Source organism: Polaribacter aquimarinus, assembly GCF_003129485.1.
In the GTDB taxonomy this organism is placed as follows: domain Bacteria; phylum Bacteroidota; class Bacteroidia; order Flavobacteriales; family Flavobacteriaceae; genus Polaribacter; species Polaribacter aquimarinus.
This window is the reverse complement of record NZ_QFFG01000005.1, coordinates 139558-161019: the sequence shown is the minus strand read 5'-3', so window position 1 is coordinate 161019 and position 21462 is coordinate 139558. Positions and strand designations below refer to the sequence as shown.

The 21462-nt window shown below is 30.1% G+C and carries 19 protein-coding genes; 9 read left to right on the top strand and 10 right to left on the bottom strand.

What is annotated here, in order from left to right; genetic code table 11:
* Positions 1 to 41: 41 nt before the first annotated feature.
* The 6 genes from fbaA (at position 42) to DIS07_RS11795 (ending at position 7742) form a co-directional block, all read left to right on the top strand.
* Positions 42 to 1109, top strand: coding sequence for a class II fructose-bisphosphate aldolase (fbaA, locus tag DIS07_RS11820; RefSeq protein ID WP_109405465.1), 1068 nt, complete (start codon positions 42 to 44; stop codon positions 1107 to 1109).
* A 162-nt stretch (positions 1110 to 1271) separates the two neighbouring features.
* Positions 1272 to 2144, top strand: coding sequence for an acetyl-CoA carboxylase, carboxyltransferase subunit beta (gene accD, locus DIS07_RS11815; protein ID WP_109405464.1), 873 nt, complete (start codon positions 1272 to 1274; stop codon positions 2142 to 2144).
* A 151-nt stretch (positions 2145 to 2295) separates the two neighbouring features.
* On the top strand, positions 2296 to 2565 hold the full coding sequence (gene rpsO / locus DIS07_RS11810; RefSeq protein WP_109405463.1) for a 30S ribosomal protein S15: 270 nt from the start codon (positions 2296 to 2298) through the stop codon (positions 2563 to 2565).
* A gap of 189 nt (positions 2566 to 2754) precedes the next feature.
* The gene (locus DIS07_RS11805) at positions 2755 to 4995 is read left to right on the top strand and encodes a polyribonucleotide nucleotidyltransferase (protein WP_109405462.1); all 2241 of its coding nucleotides are present in this window, start codon (positions 2755 to 2757) and stop codon (positions 4993 to 4995) included.
* An 80-nt stretch (positions 4996 to 5075) separates the two neighbouring features.
* Positions 5076 to 6230: a 2-amino-4-hydroxy-6-hydroxymethyldihydropteridine diphosphokinase gene (gene folK, locus DIS07_RS11800; protein ID WP_109405461.1), complete on the top strand. Its 1155-nt coding sequence runs from the start codon at positions 5076 to 5078 to the stop codon at positions 6228 to 6230.
* Positions 6231 to 6269: 39 nt separating this feature from the next.
* Positions 6270 to 7742: an OmpA family protein gene (locus DIS07_RS11795; RefSeq protein WP_109405460.1), complete on the top strand. Its 1473-nt coding sequence runs from the start codon at positions 6270 to 6272 to the stop codon at positions 7740 to 7742.
* 143 nt (positions 7743 to 7885) lie between these two features.
* Here DIS07_RS11795 and gldC read toward each other — a convergent pair whose 3' ends face one another.
* Positions 7886 to 8227, bottom strand: a complete 342-nt coding sequence (gldC, locus tag DIS07_RS11790; protein WP_109405459.1) for a gliding motility protein GldC — start codon at positions 8225 to 8227, stop codon at positions 7886 to 7888.
* Complete coding sequence (gene gldB / locus DIS07_RS11785) at positions 8227 to 9186, bottom strand: gliding motility lipoprotein GldB (protein ID WP_109405458.1); 960 nt, start codon at positions 9184 to 9186, stop codon at positions 8227 to 8229. Before gldB ends, gldC begins: the two co-directional genes overlap by 1 nt.
* A 59-nt stretch (positions 9187 to 9245) precedes the next feature.
* On the opposite strand from gldB, the gene nadE reads away from it, so the two are divergent.
* Positions 9246 to 10034: an NAD(+) synthase gene (gene nadE / locus DIS07_RS11780; RefSeq protein WP_109405457.1), complete on the top strand. Its 789-nt coding sequence runs from the start codon at positions 9246 to 9248 to the stop codon at positions 10032 to 10034.
* A 233-nt stretch (positions 10035 to 10267) separates the two neighbouring features.
* On the opposite strand, the gene dnaG is transcribed toward nadE, so the two are convergent.
* The 5 genes from dnaG to DIS07_RS11755 all read right to left on the bottom strand — a co-directional run bounded on the left by dnaG (position 10268) and on the right by DIS07_RS11755 (position 16302).
* Positions 10268 to 12274, bottom strand: coding sequence for a DNA primase (gene dnaG, locus DIS07_RS11775; RefSeq protein ID WP_109405456.1), 2007 nt, complete (start codon positions 12272 to 12274; stop codon positions 10268 to 10270).
* 110 nt (positions 12275 to 12384) lie between these two features.
* Positions 12385 to 13623 (bottom strand): ATP-dependent Clp protease ATP-binding subunit ClpX, encoded by a 1239-nt coding sequence (gene clpX, locus DIS07_RS11770; RefSeq protein ID WP_109405455.1) that lies wholly within the window; start codon positions 13621 to 13623, stop codon positions 12385 to 12387.
* 78 nt (positions 13624 to 13701) lie between these two features.
* A complete protein-coding gene (gene clpP / locus DIS07_RS11765) occupies positions 13702 to 14361 on the bottom strand; it encodes an ATP-dependent Clp endopeptidase proteolytic subunit ClpP (protein ID WP_109405454.1) in 660 nt (219 codons plus the stop codon).
* Between the two features lie 174 nt (positions 14362 to 14535).
* Positions 14536 to 15858 (bottom strand): trigger factor, encoded by a 1323-nt coding sequence (tig, locus tag DIS07_RS11760; RefSeq protein ID WP_109405453.1) that lies wholly within the window; start codon positions 15856 to 15858, stop codon positions 14536 to 14538.
* An 87-nt stretch (positions 15859 to 15945) separates the two neighbouring features.
* On the bottom strand, positions 15946 to 16302 hold the full coding sequence (locus DIS07_RS11755; protein ID WP_109405452.1) for a phage holin family protein: 357 nt from the start codon (positions 16300 to 16302) through the stop codon (positions 15946 to 15948).
* Between the two features lie 99 nt (positions 16303 to 16401).
* Here DIS07_RS11755 and DIS07_RS11750 point away from each other — a divergent pair, with 99 nt between their 5' ends.
* Positions 16402 to 16860: a 2-dehydro-3-deoxyphosphooctonate aldolase gene (locus DIS07_RS11750; protein WP_109405451.1), complete on the top strand. Its 459-nt coding sequence runs from the start codon at positions 16402 to 16404 to the stop codon at positions 16858 to 16860.
* Positions 16861 to 17090: 230 nt separating this feature from the next.
* Positions 17091 to 17759, top strand: a complete 669-nt coding sequence (locus DIS07_RS11745; RefSeq protein ID WP_181374592.1) for a GDSL-type esterase/lipase family protein — start codon at positions 17091 to 17093, stop codon at positions 17757 to 17759.
* 14 nt (positions 17760 to 17773) lie between these two features.
* Here DIS07_RS11745 and DIS07_RS11740 read toward each other — a convergent pair whose 3' ends face one another.
* From DIS07_RS11740 to DIS07_RS11730, 3 genes are read right to left on the bottom strand one after another with little or no spacing between them, the layout of a single operon-like run.
* The gene (locus DIS07_RS11740; RefSeq protein WP_109405449.1) at positions 17774 to 19579 is read right to left on the bottom strand and encodes a GNAT family N-acyltransferase; all 1806 of its coding nucleotides are present in this window, start codon (positions 19577 to 19579) and stop codon (positions 17774 to 17776) included.
* 54 nt (positions 19580 to 19633) lie between these two features.
* Entirely contained in the window at positions 19634 to 20887 is a 1254-nt protein-coding gene (locus DIS07_RS11735) for an aspartate kinase (protein ID WP_109405448.1), read from the bottom strand.
* Between the two features lie 51 nt (positions 20888 to 20938).
* Complete coding sequence (locus tag DIS07_RS11730; RefSeq protein ID WP_109405581.1) at positions 20939 to 21418, bottom strand: GNAT family N-acetyltransferase; 480 nt, start codon at positions 21416 to 21418, stop codon at positions 20939 to 20941.
* Positions 21419 to 21462: the final 44 nt, after the last annotated feature.

Below are 21462 nucleotides of genomic sequence, written 5' to 3'. Positions count from 1 at the left end.
TCATTACTTTTGACACCTATCAACTTTTTTAAACACATAATATGAGTCATAACATAAAACCAGGTGTAGCAACAGGGAAAGAAGTACAAGCAATTTTTAACCTTGCTAAAGAAAAAGGATTTGCACTACCAGCAGTAAATGTAGTAGGTTCAAATACTATTAATGGAGTTTTAGAAACTGCTAGAGATTTAAATTCTCCAGTAATTATCCAGTTTTCTAACAGTGGTGCACAATTTAATGCCGGAAAAGGTTTATCTAATGAAGGCCAAAAATCTGCAATTGCAGGAGGTATTGCAGGTGCTAAACATGTCCATGAATTAGCAGTAGCTTATGGTGTTCCAGTAATTTTACACACAGACCACTGTGCTAAAAAATTATTGCCTTGGATCGATGGTTTATTAGATGCATCAGAAAAACATTATGCAGAAACTGGCAAACCTTTGTATAGCTCTCATATGATTGATTTATCAGAAGAACCTATAGAAGAAAATATTGCTATCTGTAAAGATTATCTTGCAAGAATGAGCAAAATGGGTATGACATTAGAAATTGAATTAGGTATCACTGGAGGAGAAGAAGATGGTGTTGATAATACTGATGTTGATGTTTCAAAGTTATACACTCAACCAGAAGAAGTTGCTTATGCTTATGAAGAGTTATTAAAAGTATCACCTCAATTTACAATTGCTGCTGCTTTTGGAAATGTTCACGGAGTTTACAAACCTGGTAATGTAAAATTAACCCCAAAAATCTTAAAAAATTCTCAAGAATACATTTCTAAAAAATACAATGTTCCTCATAATACAATCGATTTTGTTTTTCATGGTGGATCAGGTTCTACATTAGAAGAAATTAGAGAAGCAATTGGTTATGGCGTTATTAAAATGAATATAGATACTGATTTACAATTTGCTTTTACTGAAGGTATTAGAGATTATATGCAAGAAAAAGCTGATTATTTGGCTACCCAAATTGGTAATCCAGAAGGTGCAGATCAACCTAACAAAAAACATTACGACCCAAGAAAATGGTTGCGTTTAGGTGAAGAAACATTTAAAGAACGTTTAAAACAAGCATTCTCAGATTTAAACAATGTAGATACTTTATAGTTTCTTAATTATATAAAACATTAAAAGCATTTTGATTTTTCAAAGTGCTTTTTTTATGATAATACTTTATTCAAAAGAACAGTTTAAAGAAAAATCTTTTACATTTGTATTTCTATTTCTTTTTAAAAAAAAGAATACAACCTAAAAAACATAACGACAACTATGGCTTGGTTTAAAAGAACAGACAAAGGTATTCAAACCTCAACAGAAAATAAAAAAGACACACCTAAAGGATTATGGTACAAAACTCCTAGTGGTAAAATTATAGACACTGAAGAACTAAAAAGAAACTTATATGTTAGTCCTGAAGACGGATATCATGTTAGAATTGGTAGTAAGCATTATTTCGAATTATTTTTTGACAACAATAAATTCAAAGAATTAGATAAAAACCTTACATCTAAAGATCCTCTAAAATTTGTTGACACCAAAAAATATACAGATAGAGTAAAAGCAGCTCAAGAGAAATCAAAATTAAAAGATGCTGTTAGAACTGCTGTAGGTAAATCTTTAGGAAAAGATTTAGTTATTGCAGCTATGGATTTTGCATTTATTGGAGGTTCTATGGGATCTGTTGTTGGAGAAAAAATAGCGCGAGCTATTAACTATGCGATAGAACACAAATTACCATTTCTAATGATTTCTAAATCGGGTGGAGCAAGAATGATGGAAGCATCACTGTCTTTAATGCAATTGGTAAAAACATCTGCAAAATTAGCGCAACTAGCAGACGCTAAATTACCATACATTTCATTATGTACAGACCCAACAACTGGTGGTACAACTGCATCTTATGCAATGTTAGGAGACATTAATATTGCAGAACCAAACGCTTTAATTGCATTTGCTGGACCAAGAGTAGTTAAAGATACTACTGGTAAAGATTTACCAGAAGGTTTTCAAAAATCTGAATTTGTTTTAGAACATGGTTTTTTAGATGCTATTTATGAACGTAAAAACTTAAAAAAGCAAGTCAATTTATATATCGACTTAATACAAAATCTTCCTATTCGAAAAGAAGAATCAGTATCATAAACAAAAAAGTCAGCGAGTGCTGACTTTTTTGTTTCTACAAGCTTATAAAAAGAAACACATAACGCATCTATATTATCAAAAATAGTTTTATATTTGCAGCTTCGATGAAATCATCATTGATACACATAAAAATTATTTAAATAATATTGGCATGTACTTAACAAGAGAAATTAAAGAAGGAATCTTCGAAAAACACGGTAAAGGAAAAAATGATACTGGTTCTTCAGAAGGTCAAATTGCATTATTTACGCACAGAATTAACCATTTAACTGAGCACTTAAAACAAAATCGTAAAGATTTTAACACAGAGCGTTCTTTAGTAAGAATGGTTGGTAAACGTAGAAGTTTATTAGACTATTTAAAGAAAACTGACATTGCAAGATATCGTGCAATCATTAAAGAATTAGGAATTAGAAAATAATTCTTAAATAAAAAAGAGGCTCTATAAACGTGCCTCTTTTTTATTTTAACACGTATTTCATTCTGCCTAACAAACAGAATCTTAATAAAAAAATCAAAAGAACTAACAATCCTTTTGAATTTCCATTGGAAAATCCACAACAACAGCAACACAACAACAAACAAATTAAAAATTTAGAATTAAAATTTTATGATTCCAAAAGTATTTAAAGAGGTGATAGACCTTGGAGATGGAAGAACCATCTCGTTAGAAACCGGTAAATTAGCGAAACAAGCTCACGGTTCAGTTGTTGTTCAATCAGGAAAATGTATGTTATTATGTACTGTTGTATCAAATTATCATCAAGCAGATGTAGATTTTTTACCTTTAACAGTAGATTATAGAGAGAAATTTGCTGCTGCAGGGCGTTACCCTGGAGGTTTCTTTAAAAGAGAAGCAAGACCAAGTGATGGAGAAGTATTAACAATGCGTTTAGTAGACCGTGTTTTACGTCCATTATTCCCAAAAGATTATCACGCAGAAACTCAGGTTATGATTCAGATGATGTCTCATGATGATGATGTAATGCCAGATGCAATGGCTGGGTTAGCTGCTTCTGCGGCTATTCAGTTATCAGATATCCCATTTGAAACTCCAATTTCTGAAGTTAGAGTTGCAAGAGTAAATGGTGAATTTGTAATCAACCCAACAAGAGCGCAATTAGATGTCGCTGATATAGATATGATGGTTGGAGCTTCTGCAGATTCTGTAATGATGGTAGAAGGTGAAATGGATGAATGTTCTGAAGAAGAAATGGCGGATGCAATTAAATTTGCACATGAAGCAATTAAAGTACAGTGCGCTGCACAAGTTGCTTTAGCTGAAGCTTTTGGTAAAAAAGAAACTCGTGAATATGAGCCAGAAGTAGAAGATGAGGATTTGGCTGCAAAAATTAAAGAATTAGTATACGATAAAACATATGCTATTGCTAAAGCAGGTTCTGCTAAGCATGAAAGAAGTGCCGCTTTTAGCGAAATTAAAGAAGAAGTTTTCAATACTTTTTCTGAAGAAGAGCAAGCTGAATTAGGAAAATTAATTCATAAATATGTTGCAAAAGCACAAAAAACTGCAATTCGTGATTTAACTTTAAACGAAGGTTTACGCTTAGACGGACGTAAAACTGATGAAATTAGACCAATTTGGTGTGAGGTAGATTATCTACCATCAACTCATGGTTCATCAATATTTACAAGAGGAGAAACACAAGCTTTAGCCACTGTAACTTTAGGAACTTCTAGAGAAGCAAACCAAATAGATATGCCATCTTTTGAAGGTGAAGAAACATTCTATTTACACTATAACTTCCCTCCTTTTTCTACAGGAGAAGCACGTCCTTTAAGAGGAACTTCACGTAGAGAAGTTGGCCATGGTAACTTAGCACAAAGAGCCTTAAAAGGAATGATCCCTACTGATTGCCCTTATACAGTAAGAGTGGTGTCAGAAGTATTAGAATCTAATGGTTCTTCTTCTATGGCAACTGTTTGCTCTGGTACAATGGCATTAATGGATGCTGGTGTTCAATTAAAGAAACCTGTTTCTGGTATTGCTATGGGATTAATTTCTGATGGTGATAAATATGCAGTTTTATCTGATATTTTAGGTGATGAAGATCACTTAGGAGATATGGACTTTAAAGTAACGGGAACTGCTGATGGTATTACAGCTTGTCAAATGGATATTAAAATCAAAGGACTTTCTTACGAGATTTTGGTAAACGCTTTAAAACAAGCAAGAGATGGTCGTTTACATATTTTATCTAAATTAACAGATACAATAGAAACACCAAATGCTGATGTTAAAGCACACGCTCCAAAAATGATTACCAGAAGAATCCCTAACGATTTAATTGGTGCATTTATTGGTCCAGGTGGTAAACATATTCAAGAATTACAAAAAGAAACAGAAACTACAATTGTAATTACAGAAGATCCAGTAACTGAAGAAGGTATCATTGAAATTTTAGGTACTAAACCAGCAGGAATGGATGCAGTAATCGCTAAGATTGAGTCAATGTTATTCAAACCTGAAAAAGGTTCTGTTTACGAAGTGAAAGTAATTAAAATGTTAGATTTTGGTGCTGTTGTAGAATATACAGAAGCTCCAGGAAACGAAGTTTTATTACACGTAAGCGAACTAGCTTGGGAACGCACAGACAACGTCTCTGACGTAGTTAAATTAGGTGATACTTTAGATGTAAAATACTTTGGTATAGACCCTAAAACTCGTAAAGAAAAAGTTTCTAGAAAAGCTTTATTAGAAAAACCTGAAGGTTGGACTCCAAGGCCTCCAAGAGATAATAATCGAGGTAGAGACAATAGAGGTAGAGATAATCGCGGAAGAGATAACAGACGTGATGATAGAAGACCAAGACAAGAGAAAAAAGAAGACTAAATTCTTTTTCAATTAATATCAAAAATCGCCATTTAATTATGGCGATTTTTTTATGCTTTTTTGTTTCTTTGTTATTCTTAATGAAAATTCAATCAATTACATATCTATCATTAGGCACCAATCAAGGAAACAAGATTGAAAACCTACAGAACGCCATCAATTTAATTGATGAAAAAATAGGTGAAATTTTAAAAATATCTTCAGTTTATGCCACTCCTGCATGGGGTTTTAAGGGTGATGACTTTTATAATATTTGTGTAAAAGTATTATCATATCTTCAACCTGAAGCCTTAATAGATTCTTTGTTAGCTATAGAAAATGATTTAGGCAGAGAACGTTCCTCAGAAGAAGGTTATCAAAACAGAAGGATAGATATTGATATTCTACTTTATGATGATGAAATAATATTTTCTAAAGAACTTACTATTCCTCATCCTAAAATGCTAGAGCGTAAGTTTGTCATGGTACCTTTAAACGAGATTGCCCCAACTTTTGTACATCCTCTAAACAAGCAAGAGATTTCAATTTGTTTACTAAATTGTGATGATTCTTCAAAAATTACAATTGTAAATAAAAAATTAAAAATACCAATTTCTATTACAGAAAAATACAATTACATTGCTATTGAAGGAAATATTGGTGCAGGAAAAACAACTTTAGCAAAAATGCTTTCCGATGACTTTAATGCAAAAAAAGTATTAGAGCGTTTTGCAGATAATCCTTTTTTACCAAAATTTTACAAAGATCAAGAAAGATTTGCTTTTCCATTGGAGATGAGTTTTTTAGCAGATAGATACCAGCAGTTAACCGATGATTTAGCGCAATTCGACTTATTTAAGAACTTTATTGTATCTGATTATTATATTTTTAAATCATTAATATTCGCACAGGTAACTCTTCAAAAAGAAGAATACTTCTTATATAGAAAAATATTTGATATTATGTATAAAGAAATCACAAAACCTGATTTGTATGTTTATTTGTATCAAAATACTGAACGATTATTAGAAAATATTAAAAAAAGAGGAAGAGATTATGAACAAAGTATAACATCTTCTTATCTAAAAAATATTCAAGATGGATACAAAAACTTTATCAATACAGAAAAAAACTTAAAAATACTTTTAATTGATGTATCAAAAATAGATTTTGTAAATAAAAGAACAGATTATAGTTACATTGTAAACAAAATAAAGAATTTTAAAAAAAAAAATGATACTTTTGCGGGGAAATGATTCCCCCAATTATTTAAAACAGAAAATTACACTAAAAAGATGAGGAGAATTTTTTTATTGATTTTTTTCAGCACATTTATTGTAGCTGAATCTTTCGGTCAATTTACTACAGATGAAATTACTTACGGAAATAGAATTGATTTAGAAAATAGTAATAGTTGGGCTATTGGAGCAGGTTTTAATAACTTTATTATGCATGGTGACATGCGTTCTTTAGGAACTAGCGATGATACAAATTACTGGAATTTTGGATTTTACGGATATGTAAATAAGATGTTTAACCCTTTATTAGGACTTGAACTAAAAGCTTCTTATTCAAAAATTTCAGGTGGTGCTCAATATTTCTCAACTGTATATGAACTTTTATATGTAAACAATGCAGTTATTCGAGATGACATGAAATTTGAAGGTAGAGCTTATGGAGCCGAATTAAATTTAATTTTTAGTTTTACAAACTTATATCAAACAACTGCAAGTAAATGGCATGCTGCTGGATACTTTGGAGTTGGGTATCATTTATACAATTCAGCCTTATTTGAAAAGCTACCAAATGGATCATTTCAAAAAATACCTGCTGCTGATTTCGGAAAAAATCCAGCTAGAAATAGTGTCAATCAAGCAAGTTCTATATATCTATCTGCTCAATTTGGATTAAAGAGAAGAATCAATAAGAGAGTTGATTTAGAATTTAGAACAGGTATGTACTTTAATTATGAAGATCATTTAGATGCTGCTATTTCTAACAAACAAGATTGGGAAACATTTTTTGTGTCTAGTGTAGGTTTAGCTGTTAAACTAGGAAAAAAGAAAATCTTTACAATATGGGGTGATGAGAATGGTGGAGCTGACCAATTTAAAATTGTTGATACAGATAATGATGGGGTAATGGATCAATTAGATATTGAACCAAATACTCCTGCGGGGGTAATGGTTTATGGTAATGGTAAAGCTGTTGATTCTGATAAAGATGGTTTACCTGATTATAAAGATAAGTGTCCTTTAAAATATGGCCCCATCTCTAATCAAGGTTGCCCTTTAAATACTGATACTGATGGAGATGGAATTATGGATGGAGAAGATTTATGTCCTAATACTCCTGGTGTTATTGAAAATAGAGGTTGTCCTTTACAAGATAACGCATCTCCAACAAATGTAACGCAACAAATTGGATTGCTTGCTGCAAGTATTTACTTTGACACAAATAGTGATAGAATTAAAAGCATCTCATTTGCAACTATTGACAAAATTATTAACTTGATGAAGAAGATACCAGATGTTAAGTTTGTTATTGAAGGACATACAGATAATAGAAATAGCGATAGATATAACCTTTATTTATCTCAAAGAAGAGCTGCTAGTGTGAGAAAATACATGATTAAACAAGGTATACCTAATGAAAGGTTAGAGTCTAAAGGTTATGGTGAATCTAGACCAAAGTTCTCTAATGATAATGCAGGTGGAAGACAGTTAAACAGAAGGGTAGAAATTAAACCAGTTGGTTCATTAGACTAAGAGATATTAAATATTAATACAAAAGAAAAAGCTACCAATTAATTTGGTAGCTTTTTTTATAGAGAATCTGTATGGGTTAATAAACCAAATAAAAATAGAATTGCCTTCTAAAATTAGAAGGCAATTCTATTAAAAACACATACTTAATTAGTCTTTTTTAAGTCTAATTTTTCAGCAAAATAATCACAGAAATCGCGCATGGTAGCGCTCATTTTTTGATCATCTGTAGCTCTTTCGAAAGTATCCGCCATAGACACTAATGTTTGATGATAAAACTGTTTCATTTCATCAACAGGCATGTCTTTGGTCCATAAGTCCATACGAAGAGTATCTTTCTTTTTATGATCCCAAACAGAAATCATAATAGATTTAGAGGTTTCATTATCTATACCACCATCTTTTGCTGTCCAAGAAATTTCTTCTGGAACTTTATTTTCATCTAATCCGATTTTAAAAGTAATTTCTGAATTATGTTTTACTGACATTATTTTTTTGGTTTATATTTTGATTTTCTAAATAAATCTTCAGATTCTATCTTAATTAATTCCTGCAAAGATACATCATTATGTTTCATATAAGATTTTACAATTTGCCAACCTAACCAAACTCCAATTCTACCTGGAGATAAGCTATCTTCAGATAGATAAAATTTAGAAAAAGGCCCATTATCTATAAATCTTTTATTCAATTTAGTATCTGTACTAAATAAGAGTTTTTTATCAATAAAATACTTCCAAATTTGCTCTTCATTTATTATCGCCCAATCAAGCTTTGTCTGTTCATATCCTATTTTTATATGATCAGAAACTAAAGGAAGAAAAAGATCTAACAAATATAACTTCTTACCTTCATTTATTATTTTTCCAATAAAACTTCTGTCTTTATTAATTAACACCTGTTGATCTATTATTGTATTTGCAACATCGACAATTATATTAGCTTTTGAATTGTTTTCTTTAATATATTTTGGGTAATCAGCATAAAACACATGTTTTTTACCTAAATATACATCCAAAGAAATTAAAAGTAAACTATCTGCATAAATCACTCTATTTTCATAATCAATATTAGTTAACATTGTAACTACATTGGGTGCTTTAAAATCAGATTTATAATATTTTATGTGCTTAAATAGTGATGTTAACTTATTTTTTAAATCAGATATATTTTCAAATACTTTTTGAGTTTCAGCAAAAAGTTCTTGTTCATCTTTGCTATTAATTTTAGCAATAGCCAAACTATCAGGAAATGAATCAGGAAATAAATATGGGTATTTCTTTTTTACATTTGGCAGTGTTTCTTTTGATGAATTATAAAAATCTACATCGTATCTTTTAATTGAAAATTCTACATTAATATTAGAAACATCAATTTTAGTTTTATTTTTATCAGAACATGAAAAAAACAAGCATAAAACCATTAAAACTGTAAAATAAAATCTCATATTCTTTGTATCTTAGTCTTTCAATTTAAGAACGATAAAAATACTAAAATAGTTTATTTATGAACACCGAAAAAGTAGCAAAACATATTATAAACTGGTTAAAAGAATATGCAGAAAATGCTAGAGTAAATGGATTTGTTGTAGGCGTATCTGGCGGAATAGATTCTGCGTTAACTTCTACTCTTTGTGCTAAAACTGGTTTCCCTACCCTTTGTGTTGAAATGCCAATTCATCAAGCAAAAAGTCAAGTTTCAAGAGCTCAAGAACATATTGCTCAATTAAAAAATCGTTTTGATAATGTTTCTGATACGCGTGTTGATTTAACTTCTACTTTTGAAACTTTTAAAAATGAAGTTCCTATTGTAGATAACCAAGCAAAAGTAGATTTATCTTTAGCTAATACAAGAGCAAGACTTAGAATGACTAACTTATATTATTTGGCAGGAATATATGGTTATTTGGTTGCTGGAACAGGGAATAAAGTTGAAGATTTTGGTGTTGGTTTTTATACTAAATATGGTGATGGAGGTGTAGATTTAAGTCCGATTGCAGATTTAATGAAATCTGAAGTATACGAACTAGCAGCATTTTTAGGAGTTCCTAATTCTATTCAAAAAGCACAACCAACTGACGGTTTATTTGGAGACAGTAGAACAGATGAAGACCAACTTGGAGCTTCTTATGATGAACTCGAATGGGCTATGAAAATGCAAGATAAAGGTAAAACAGAAAGTAATTTCTCTGGAAGAGAGTTAGAAGTTTTTATAATTTATTCAAGATTAAATAGAAATAATCAACATAAAATGACGCCAATACCTGTTTGTCAAATACCAAAAGATATTAAATAATTTGAGCTAAAATAAATTATAAAGAAATCATTAATTTTTTTATTTTTTTATGTGCTCTTCTTTTTGAACCTTTAGATATTTCAAATGGCAAAAAAAGAGATAATTGGACAATTTTTAATAAAATTAGTATTTTCTTCATCTTTTTGTAATAAACGCTTTTATTATAGATGAAGAAACTGTTAAAAGGTTGCGTAAAAAGTAAAGTTTTATTTTTTGTTAGTTATTAGAGCAATTTAAACTACCCTTTTAAGTTTTTCTGAAAGCTTAATTCTCAGAGAATTATAACTCATTATTTGTTCTTTTTCATCATTTGTATATTCTTTCCCTTTCTCCATAAACTTACTAACTATTTTATCTATTAGAATTCTACGCAGATTAAAAACAACATCAGATACAGCTTTTGGCATTACTTCAATTGCCGATTTTACTTCAATATTTTTGCTTTCCCAATTACTTAACTGATGTTTTTCTTCATCCATTAAAATAGAAGTAACTATAGAAGATATTTCAGAGTTTTTATGATTTATTAGGCTATCTACATCTAATTTTTCAGACTGGTTTAATTGATGAATTATTTCTATATAAATCTCTTGAAAAAGAGAGTTCGTAAACTCTATTTCATCCTCTTGTAAATGCAAATAAATTTCTGAAGAAACTGTATTTTGATATTTTCGATTAGAAATAGTTTCTTTACCATCTTCATCCATATTAATCACTTCTTCAGAAAATTCTATTTCTTCATTTCCATATAACAATAAAATCCTGATAATTTCTTTTTCTAAAATAGATAATTGATCTACTTTTTGAGAAGCTTTTTGACCACCTTTAACCAAACCCATTTGAGCTTGCTCTTGAGCCATAAAATATTCTGGTGGTGGTTGGTTAGGATCTTGTTGAGAAGCATTTTGCTTTTTGGAAACTTTATTTTTTTCTTGAAGTCCTTTTTTTAACAACTGCGCTAACTCGCTAAACAAAACACGTTCAGAAATGTCCATTATTCTTGCACACTCTTGTACATAAACTTCTCGTTGAATTCCATCTGGAATTTTAGAAATACTTGTCACAATATCTCTAATTACTCCTGCTTTTTTTATAGGATCGTTATTAGAGTCTTTTAATAAAAGTGATACTTTAAAGTTGATAAAATCTTGGGCTGAATTTTCTAAATATTCTTTTAACTCTGCATCAGAATGTGCTTTCGCAAAACTATCTGGGTCTTCTCCATCTGGAAACTGAACTACTTTTACGTTCATTCCTTGCTCCAGAATTAAATCTATTCCACGAATAGAAGCTCTTATTCCTGCTGCATCTCCATCAAAAAGAACAGTAATGTTTTTGGTTAGTCTATTTACCAACCGAATTTGATCAGAAGTTAACGCTGTACCTGAAGAAGCCACCACATTCTCAACTCCAGATTGATGGAAAGAAATTACATCTGTATACCCTTCTACTAAAAAACAATTGTCTTGTTTAGCTATTTCCTTTTTAGCCTGATAAATTCCGTAAAGAATTTTACTCTTATGATAAATATCGCTTTCTGGAGAATTTAAGTATTTAGCTGCTTTTTTATCCGCAGTTAAAATACGTCCACCAAAGCCTAAAATACGTCCAGACATTGAGTGAATAGGAAACATAACACGACCTTTAAAACGATCGAATTGTTTATTTTCTTTTACAATTGTTAAACCTGTAGCTGCTAAGTATTTTAAATCGTAACCTTTTGCTAAGGCTGCTTTTGTAAAATTATCCCACTCATCTATACAATATCCTAAATCGAACTTTTTAATGGTTTCTTCTCTAAAACCACGTTCTTTAAAATAACTTAACCCAATTGCTTTCCCTTTGTTGGAATTCAACATTACATCGTGAAAATAATCTTTGGCAAAACTAGACACCAAAAACATACTTTCTCTTTCGTTCATCTGAGCTTTTTCTTCTGTTGTTTGCTCAGTTTCTTCTATTTCTATGTTGTATTTTTTTGCCAACCATCTTAAGGCTTCTGGGTACGAATAATGTTCGTGTTCCATTAAAAAAGAAACAGCATTCCCACCTTTTCCTGTAGAAAAATCTTTCCAGATTTGTTTTACTGGTGACACCATAAAAGAAGGCGACTTTTCATCTGTAAACGGACTTAGTCCTTTAAAGTTACTTCCCGCTTTTTTAAGTTGTACAAATTCACCAATAACCTCCTCTACTCTTGCAGATTCGAAAACTCGGTCTATGGTACTTCTTGATATCATTAAATAAAATTATTGGAAAGTGAAAACAAATATAACAATTAGATTTTTTTAAAAAACAAAAAACCTCACTAACATTATAGTGAGGTTTCTATTAATCATATTTTAAATCATTAAGATGCTGCTCTTAATTTCTTTAAGGTAGTGTTTGTTAATTTTGCTTCTGCATATTCTCTAGTTACATTAAATTCTTTTTGATCAGAACTTGGTAAATCGAACATTGCATCTGTAAAAATAGCTTCACATAAAGAGCGTAAACCTCTTGCACCTAACTTGTACTCTACTGCTTTTTCTACGATATAATTTAACGCATCTTCATCAATTGTAAAATTGACTTCATCCATACCAAACAATTTTGCATATTGTTTGATAATTGAATTTTTAGGTTCTGTTAAAATAGCTCGTAACGTTTTAGCATCTAAAGGATTCATATAACTTAAAACTGGTAAACGCCCAATAATTTCAGGAATTAAACCAAAAGATTTTAAATCTAAAGGAGTAATGTACTGCAATAAGTTTTCTTGATCTACTTTATCTTCATCTAAAGAAGCTCCAAAACCTACAGCCTGCATATTTAAACGCTTGCTAATAATTTTATCAATACCAGAAAATGCTCCTCCAGCAATAAATAAAATATCTTTGGTATTTACCTCAATAAATTTTTGCTCAGGATGTTTTCTTCCGCCTTTTGGCGCAACATTAACTACTGCTCCTTCTAATAATTTTAACAATGCTTGCTGAACTCCTTCTCCAGAAACGTCTCTTGTAATAGAGGGATTATCACCTTTTCTGGCAATTTTATCAATTTCATCAATAAAAACAATTCCTCTTTCTGCTTTTTCTACATCATAATCTGCAGCTTGTAACAATCTGCTTAAAATACTCTCTACATCTTCACCAACATAACCTGCTTGTGTTAAAACAGTAGCATCTACAATAGAAAATGGCACGTTTAACATTTTAGCAATGGTTCTTGCTACTAATGTTTTTCCTGTACCTGTTTCTCCAACCAAAACAATGTTAGATTTTTCTATTTCTACTTCATCCTCGTCATTTTTATCTTGCAATAAACGTTTGTAATGATTGTAAACAGCTACAGCCATTGCTCGTTTTGTTTCATTTTGACCAATGATGTATTGATCTAAAAACTCCTTAATTTCTAACGGTTTTTTTAGTGTTAAATCTTTAGACAAACTACTTGATTTTGCATCAGAAATTTCTTCTTCTACAATTCCGTGAGCTTGCTCTATACATTTATCACATATATGGGCGTCCATACCTGCAATTAACAAGTCTGTTTCCGCTTTTTTTCGTCCGCAAAACGAACATTCTAAGTTTTCTTCTTTCGACATTTTCCTTGGTTTTTGGTTGGTAGTTTGCAGTTATTGGCAAAAAGTAACCAACAACAAAAAACCAACAACTAACAACTACTACTTTCTTGCTAAAACTTCATCAATCATTCCGTAGGCTTTTGCCTCCTCTGCTTTCATCCAGTAATCTCTATCAGAATCATTGTGTACTTTCTCAATTGTTTGACCTGAGTGATTTGCAATAATTGCATACAATTCATCTTTTAACTTTAAGATTTCTCTTGCAGTAATTTCAATATCTGAAGCTTGTCCTTGTGCTCCACCTAATGGTTGGTGAATCATTATTCTTGAATGTGGCAATGCAGAACGTTTTCCTTTTTCTCCAGCACACATTAAAACAGCTCCCATAGATGCTGCCATACCTGTACAAATTGTAGCTACATCTGGTTTTATAAACTGCATAGTATCGTAAATACCCAAACCTGCATACACACCTCCACCTGGAGAATTGATATAAATTGAAATATCTTTATTTGCATCTACACTTTCTAAAAATAACAATTGTGCTTGTATAATATTTGCTACCTGGTCGTTAATCCCTGTTCCTAAAAAGATAATTCTATCCATCATTAAACGAGAAAAAACGTCCATTTGAGTTATATTCATCTGACGCTCTTCCATAATATATGGCGTTAAACTACTTGTTATTTTTGTATAAGAAGTACTGCTTATTCCGTGATGTTTTGTTGCGTATTTTTCGAACTCTTTTCCGTAATCCATTCTTGTAATTCTATTTTGTGTTTAATATTGTAAAGATAAGAACTATTTTCTTACCTTTTTACTGGTGTTTGTCGCTAAAAAAACCTGAATTTTACAATTCAGGTTTTTAAGATTTCTCACTTTGTTCGAAATGACATCATCATTTTTAGAACAATAGCAACATGTCTGTGACTGTTATTTGTAAACTTCTTTAATGAAATCTTCGTAAGAAACTTCTTTTGTTTTAAATTTCATATTCTCTTTAAAGAAAGTCAATAATTTTTGACTAATTAATTGAGATTGTAATTTCTGAGCTTCTTCTTGGTTTTGTAAGATTCTACCAGCAATATCATCCAATTCTTTTTCTTCTGGATTCATATTACCAAATTGAGCCATTTGCGTTCTGATAAATCCTTTTGCGTAATCTACCAATTCTTGATACTCTAATTTGATATCGTTATCTTTCATAATCTTACCTTCGATTAATTGATAACGCAATCCTTTTTCTGATTTTTCATACTCAGCAGCAGCTTCATCTGCAGTTAATTCTTTTTCTCCTGCAGTTGCTAACCATTTTTGTAAAAATTCTGCTGGTAAATCAAACTTTGTATTTTCAATTAAATGCTCTGTAATTGCATTTAATAATTGTTGATCACCTTGTTGTTGGAATTGCTTTTCTGCATCTTCCTTAATTTTTTCTCTTAATTCAGTAACTGTAGAAACACTTCCGTCAGCAAATAGTTTATCAAATAATTCTTTATCTAAATCAGCTGGTTCTGTTTTTGTAATCTCTTCTACAGTTAAGGTAACTGTAATGTCTAAATCGTGAATTACATCGTGAGAAACACCTAAAATGTGTTGTAATTTATGGTCGTCTTCAAATAATTTTTTAGTATCTAACTCAATTACATCACCTACTTTAGCACCAATTACTTTTTTCTCGTTTTTCTTTCCTTTTAAGTCGTTTACTAAGAAAGTAGATTTCTTATTGATGTCGTTTTCTTCATTTACAAAAGTACCTGTAACATTAGAGTGCTCAGTAGCTACTTCTAAAGAAGACATTTTACCATAACGCGTTTGGATATTTTTTACTTCTTCATCAATCAATTTTTCAGTAGCAACAATATTGTATTGTTTTACTTTGTTTTTTGCGTTTAAATCAACCTCAAATTCTGGTACTAAACCTAATTCGAATTCAAAAGAAAACGTTTCTGCATCCCAATTGAATTCATCTTGAACTCTAGGAATAGGATTTCCTAAAATATCTAATTTTTCTTCAGTGATAAATTTATTTAAAGAATCTTGTAAAAGCTTGTTTACCTCATCTATCATTACAGATTTACCATATTGCTTTTTTACCATTCCCATTGGCACATGCCCTTTTCTAAAACCAGGAATGTCAGCTTTTTTACGATAATCTGTTAATACTTCTGTTACTTTTGCTTGATAATCATCTGCAACAATATCAACTTTTACAACTGCGTTTAACGCATCTATGTTTTCTTTTGTAATATTCATTTCTTTGTTCTGTTGTTCTTAAAAAAATCGAGTGCAAAATTAATCATTTAAATTGATTGCACAAATGTTTAAATACTTCTATTTCAGTTATTTTAATGATTTCTTATCTTCTTTTAATAAAGAAAATAATGCTGACCTAAAAATTGACAGTAAAATGCTGAAAAACAATGCTGACCAAAAGCCAGAAACCGCAAAACCATCTACTAATTTATCTGCCAACAAAATAATACAAGCATTAATTACAAATAAGAACAAACCTAAAGTTACAATGGTTGCTGGTAAGGTAAAAAAGATTAAAAGCGGACGTACAAACATATTTAACAGCGATATTACTACAGCTACTATAATTGCAGATACGTAACCTGCTACTGAAATTCCGGGTAAAATATTGGCTAAGACAATTACTGCTAAAGCCGTTAATAAGATTTTTAAAAATGTTTTCATATATATTAATTTAACATCTTTAAAGCTAAAAGTGTACCAAATTCAAAAACTGAATTTTTGGCAGATTTAAGGATTTTTTATTAAGTTTGATAAAAAAATATGAAACCAGTAAAAAAAATCTTTTTTATCCTTTTATCAATATCACTTCTTATTGCTTGTGCAACTAAAAAAAACAGTATTACAAATAATAAAAAATTATTGGTTAAACCTCAAATACTAAATAATGCCTTTGCTATTACAGAAAAAAGCACTGATAAATCTTATGGATATACTCAGAAAAACCCTATAAAAGTTGGTGGTGTTAAAGAATCTGAAGGTCCAATAAACGAAAGAAGATTTTTGAATGCTTTAGCTGGTCCAAATGGAGAACTAATTAATTATTTTAGAGCTGGAAGTTGTTGTCATTTTAAAACAGAAAATGGTATTTTAGGAACTGGTTTGTTAGATCATTACAGAATTTTTTGGAAAGGATCTAAAGACACACTTTCTCTATATATAAATATGTATGACTTTGAAAAGTTAAAAATTCCTGTTGGTTTTACATCAAAAATAAAGTAACCATTTAACACTTTATTCTTTTCTCATTTTTAATATTAATTTCTATTTTCTGAATTTAAATTAGTTATAAAAAATATAGTTTAACAAATCTTATCGTTAGATACGTATAGAGCATATAATAAACTTACTTAAGTCATAGCTTATTTTAACTATTTTTGTTTCAGACTTCAGATAAATTAATCATGCAAAAAAAGAATTTAAAAATGTTGAATATTTTATTAATTATAATAATGATTTCAATATTCATTTATGAAAAATACCCCTACAAAATTTACAACAAAATAAAACCAACAAAATTTTCAGAATCCTCGCACCTAAAAAACGAAAATTTCAAACAGCAATTAGGTTTATACGAACATTATCGTAAAAAAGGAAAAATTGTTATGTTAGGAAATTCTATAACATACAGAGTTAATTGGAATGAGTTATTAGATAGAGGTGACATTATTAATAGAGGCGTAGAAAGTGATATCACAAATGGCTTTTTAGATAGAATGGAATTTATATTTAATGTATATCCTAAACTATGCTTTATTATGGGAGGTGTAAATGACTTGAGAAAAGGTATAGATATCGAAACTACAACTAATAACCTACTTAAAATTTCTAAACTACTTCAAGAAAGAAAGATTATACCAATTATATTTTCAGTTTTATATGTTGACAAAGCATATCCAAATTACAAAGATTTTAATATGTCGGTAACATTTTTAAACCAAAAGTTAAAGGACATGTGTGCAATTAATGGAATTGATTTCATTAATCTAAATAAAAAGCTATCAAAAAACGGAATATTAAAGAAGGAATATTCACTTGATGGAACTCATTTAACGGGTTTAGGATATAAAGCATGGGGTGAAATCATGTCACCTATTATTAAAGAAAAACTATCACATTAATTAGAAAAATTCTTTTATTTTTCTAATTCTTCAGCTGCTTTTCGCTCTAACTCTGCTTGAAATTCTTCCATCACAGGCTTTACTGTACTATCAGGAATATCTGCAACTTTAATATACATTAATCCGTCTACAGCATTGTTAAATTTTGGATCTACATTAAACGCTACTAAACGCGCATTTTGTTTCACATACTTCTTAATTAAAACTGGAATTCTCAATGCACCTGGTTCAATTTCATCAATAAACTTATCGAACTTTTGCATATCAGATTTTGTAGCATCAAAGACAAAATCTTTATCGCCATCTTTTAATTTCACCTTGTATTCTTTCTTCGGATAAATGTATTGCGCAATATATGGATCGTAATAATGAGACTTCATAAACTCTATCATCAATGATTTCGAGAAATCTGAAAACTGATTACTAATCGAAACTCCCCCCATTAAATATTTGTGATCTGGATAACGTAAAGTAACATGTACAATCCCTTTCCATAATAAAAATAAAGGCATTGGTTTTTGTTGATATTCACCAATAATAAAAGCTCTTCCCATTTCAATGGTATTTTCCATCATTTGATGTAGTTCAGGTTCTATTCTAAACAAAGTCTGAACATAAAAGCCATTAATACCGTATTTTTTGTAAATCTCACTACCTAATCCCATTCTGTAAGCTCCAGCCAAACAATTGGTTTCACTATCCCAAAGAAACATATGGTAATAATATTTGTCGTATTTATCTAAATCAATAGCTTTGTTAGTTCCTTCACCAACATCTCTAAAAGTAATTTCTCTAAGCCTTCCTATTTCATGTAATAAGTTCGGAATCTGTTTTGCACTAGCAAAAAACACTTCATAGTTTTTACTTTTTAAAAGTCTAGCATTTTCATTTCTTAAAGTCTCTACTTCTTTTACAAATAAATCTGCGCTTCTTTGCGGGGTAATTTTCTTTGCTGGCTTCTTTATTTTTATTTTCTCAGTAGAAATCAATTTATTAGCCTTCTCAAAAGGATTAGCCAACATATACGTTTTCTTTCTAATAAACTCATAAAAAGCTGAAATTTCTTTATACTCATCTTGGTCTTTTGGAGAAATAGGTTTTCCGATTCTAACCTTTATTACTTTGCCTCCCTGTGACACTAATTCTGATGGTAATTTTGCAGTCCTTAAGGTATCACTTACTTTAGAAAGTAAATAAAACAATCTACTATTTTTGGCATGAAAATAAATAGGAATTATAGGTACATTAGCCTTTTTAATTAAACGAACAGCACCTTCTTCCCAAGGTTTATCTACATTTAATTTTCCGTCTTTATAAGTTGATACTTCACCTGCAGGAAATATACCAAGGGGCATTCCTTCTTTTAAATGTATTAATGCATTCTTAATCCCAGCTACACTCGATTTTGCATCCTTTCTGTTTTCGAAAGGATTTACTGGCATAACATAAGGTTTTAAAGGCTCAATTCTATGTAATAAAAAGTTAGCAATTATCTTATAATCAGTTCTTTTTTCTAATAAAAGTTTTAACAGCAGAATACCATCAACACCTCCTAAAGGATGATTAGAAATTGTAATAAAAGGACCCTCTTTTGGGATTCTTTTTAAATCTTCTTCAGGTATTTCAAATTTGATTTCACAATCATCTAAAACGCCGTTTAAAAAATCTAAATCAGATTTATTTTTGTTTTTTTCGTAAATTCTGTTTAAAGCAGAAATACGCAAAACTCTAATAAGCAACCATCCAATAAAAGTTCCTAGAAATCCAAATTTCTGTAAACCTATAACTTGAGCAATTTCTTTAGATGTTACTAATGCCATAAAATATTATTAGAGCGAACAGCAAACATACAAAAAAATAAAATTCTATTTTTTTTAATTCGGATTTATAACAATCTGAGAAGTTTCTTTATTTACTTGAGTCAAAAGCGATTCTCCTCTATTTTCTATACTCAAAATTGCTTCGTCGTCAAAATGTCTAACTGTGTATAAATCAACTTCTTTCTGAACATCAATTTTAAATTGTGTTTTTAGTTCATCATAAAAAGCATCAAATTTTTTAAATTTATTATCAATACAAACTGAAAAACTGATGGCTGAATTCTGAATTAAATTTACTTTTAACTGATAGTCGTGTAGCTTTTGAAAGATATAACTAATATTATTTTCTACCATAAAAGAAAAGTCGAGAGCAGAAATAGACACTAAAATCTGATTTTTCTTCACAATAAAACAAGGTATATAAGGTACTAATCTAACCCCTTTTGTAACTTTAGTTCCTGTTTCTTTGGGATTTACAAAAGAACGAACCAATAAAGGAATTTCTTTTCTTTCTAGGGGTTGTAAGGTTTTAGGATGAATTACAGAAGCTCCATAAAAAGCCATTTCAATAGCTTCTTCATAAGAAATTTGTTCTAGTAAAGTGGTATCTGTAAAAACTCTTGGATCCGCATTTAAAACTCCAGGAACATCTTTCCAAATGGTAACACTTTCTGCATCTAAACAGTAAGCAAAAATTCCAGCTGTATAATCAGAACCTTCTCTACCTAAAGTAGTAGTGTTTTCTGTATCATTAGCAGCAATAAAACCTTGTGTTATATTTAATTTAGAAGTGTCTACTTTTTCTGAAATTAATTCTTGAGTTAACTCCCAATCTACTTTTGCATCTCTATAATTACTATCTGTTTTTATGTAATTGCGTACATCAAACCAATTGTTATCAACTCCTATTTTTGTTAAATATGCACTTACAATTTTAGTTGATAAGAGCTCTCCAAAACAAATAATTTGATCATAAACATAATTATATCTTTTAGAAGTGTTTCTTGCTAAAAACCAGCTAAGTTCTCCTAAAAGGATATCTATTTCTTTATATATAGTATCGTTTTTATCAAACAATTCATTCATTAAATTTTTATGAAAATCTTCTACAACACCAAGTTTATCAGATAACTCATCTGTTTTATTATAATAGGCATCAATAACTTCTTCAAAAGCATTGGTAATTTTGCCCATTGCAGAAATTACTACCACCGTATTTCCTGAACCTTCACTCTGTAAAATTTGAGTAACATTTTTTACACTGGATGCATCTTTTACAGATGCTCCTCCAAATTTAAAAATTTTCATTTCTGTATAATTTAACCTTAGACCTTTCGACTTTGCTCAAGGTGACAACTTTTAACTATTTTGAATAAATTTTGCTAAATTCTCTTTGTTCATTTGCACAACAGACCAATCATTTAAGTATGTTGCTCCAGTACTTTTATAAAAATTAATTGCGTTGGTATTCCAATCAATAACTTCCCAAGCAACTCTATTAAAATTATTATCATGAGCGTATTTAAGAACAGCAGTATATAATGCTTTTCCAGCTCCTATTTTTTGTTTTTTTTTAGTAACAATTAAATCTTCTAAATGAATAGTTCTTCCTTTCCATGTAGAAAATCTTTCGTAAAACAAAGCAATTCCAATTATTGCATTTTCTTGTTCTGCAACAAAAACTTTAAATTTCGGATTCTCAGAAAAGCCATCTTGAATTAAGTCATCTACAGTTATTTCAACCGCATCTGGTTCTTTTTCAAAAACCGCCAATTCTGTAATTAAATCTAATACAGATTGCATATCTTTTTGCTCTCCTAATCTAATTGAAAAATCCATATTATTTAAAATTTTGGTCAAAGATAGTTCTTTTGGTAGCGTCC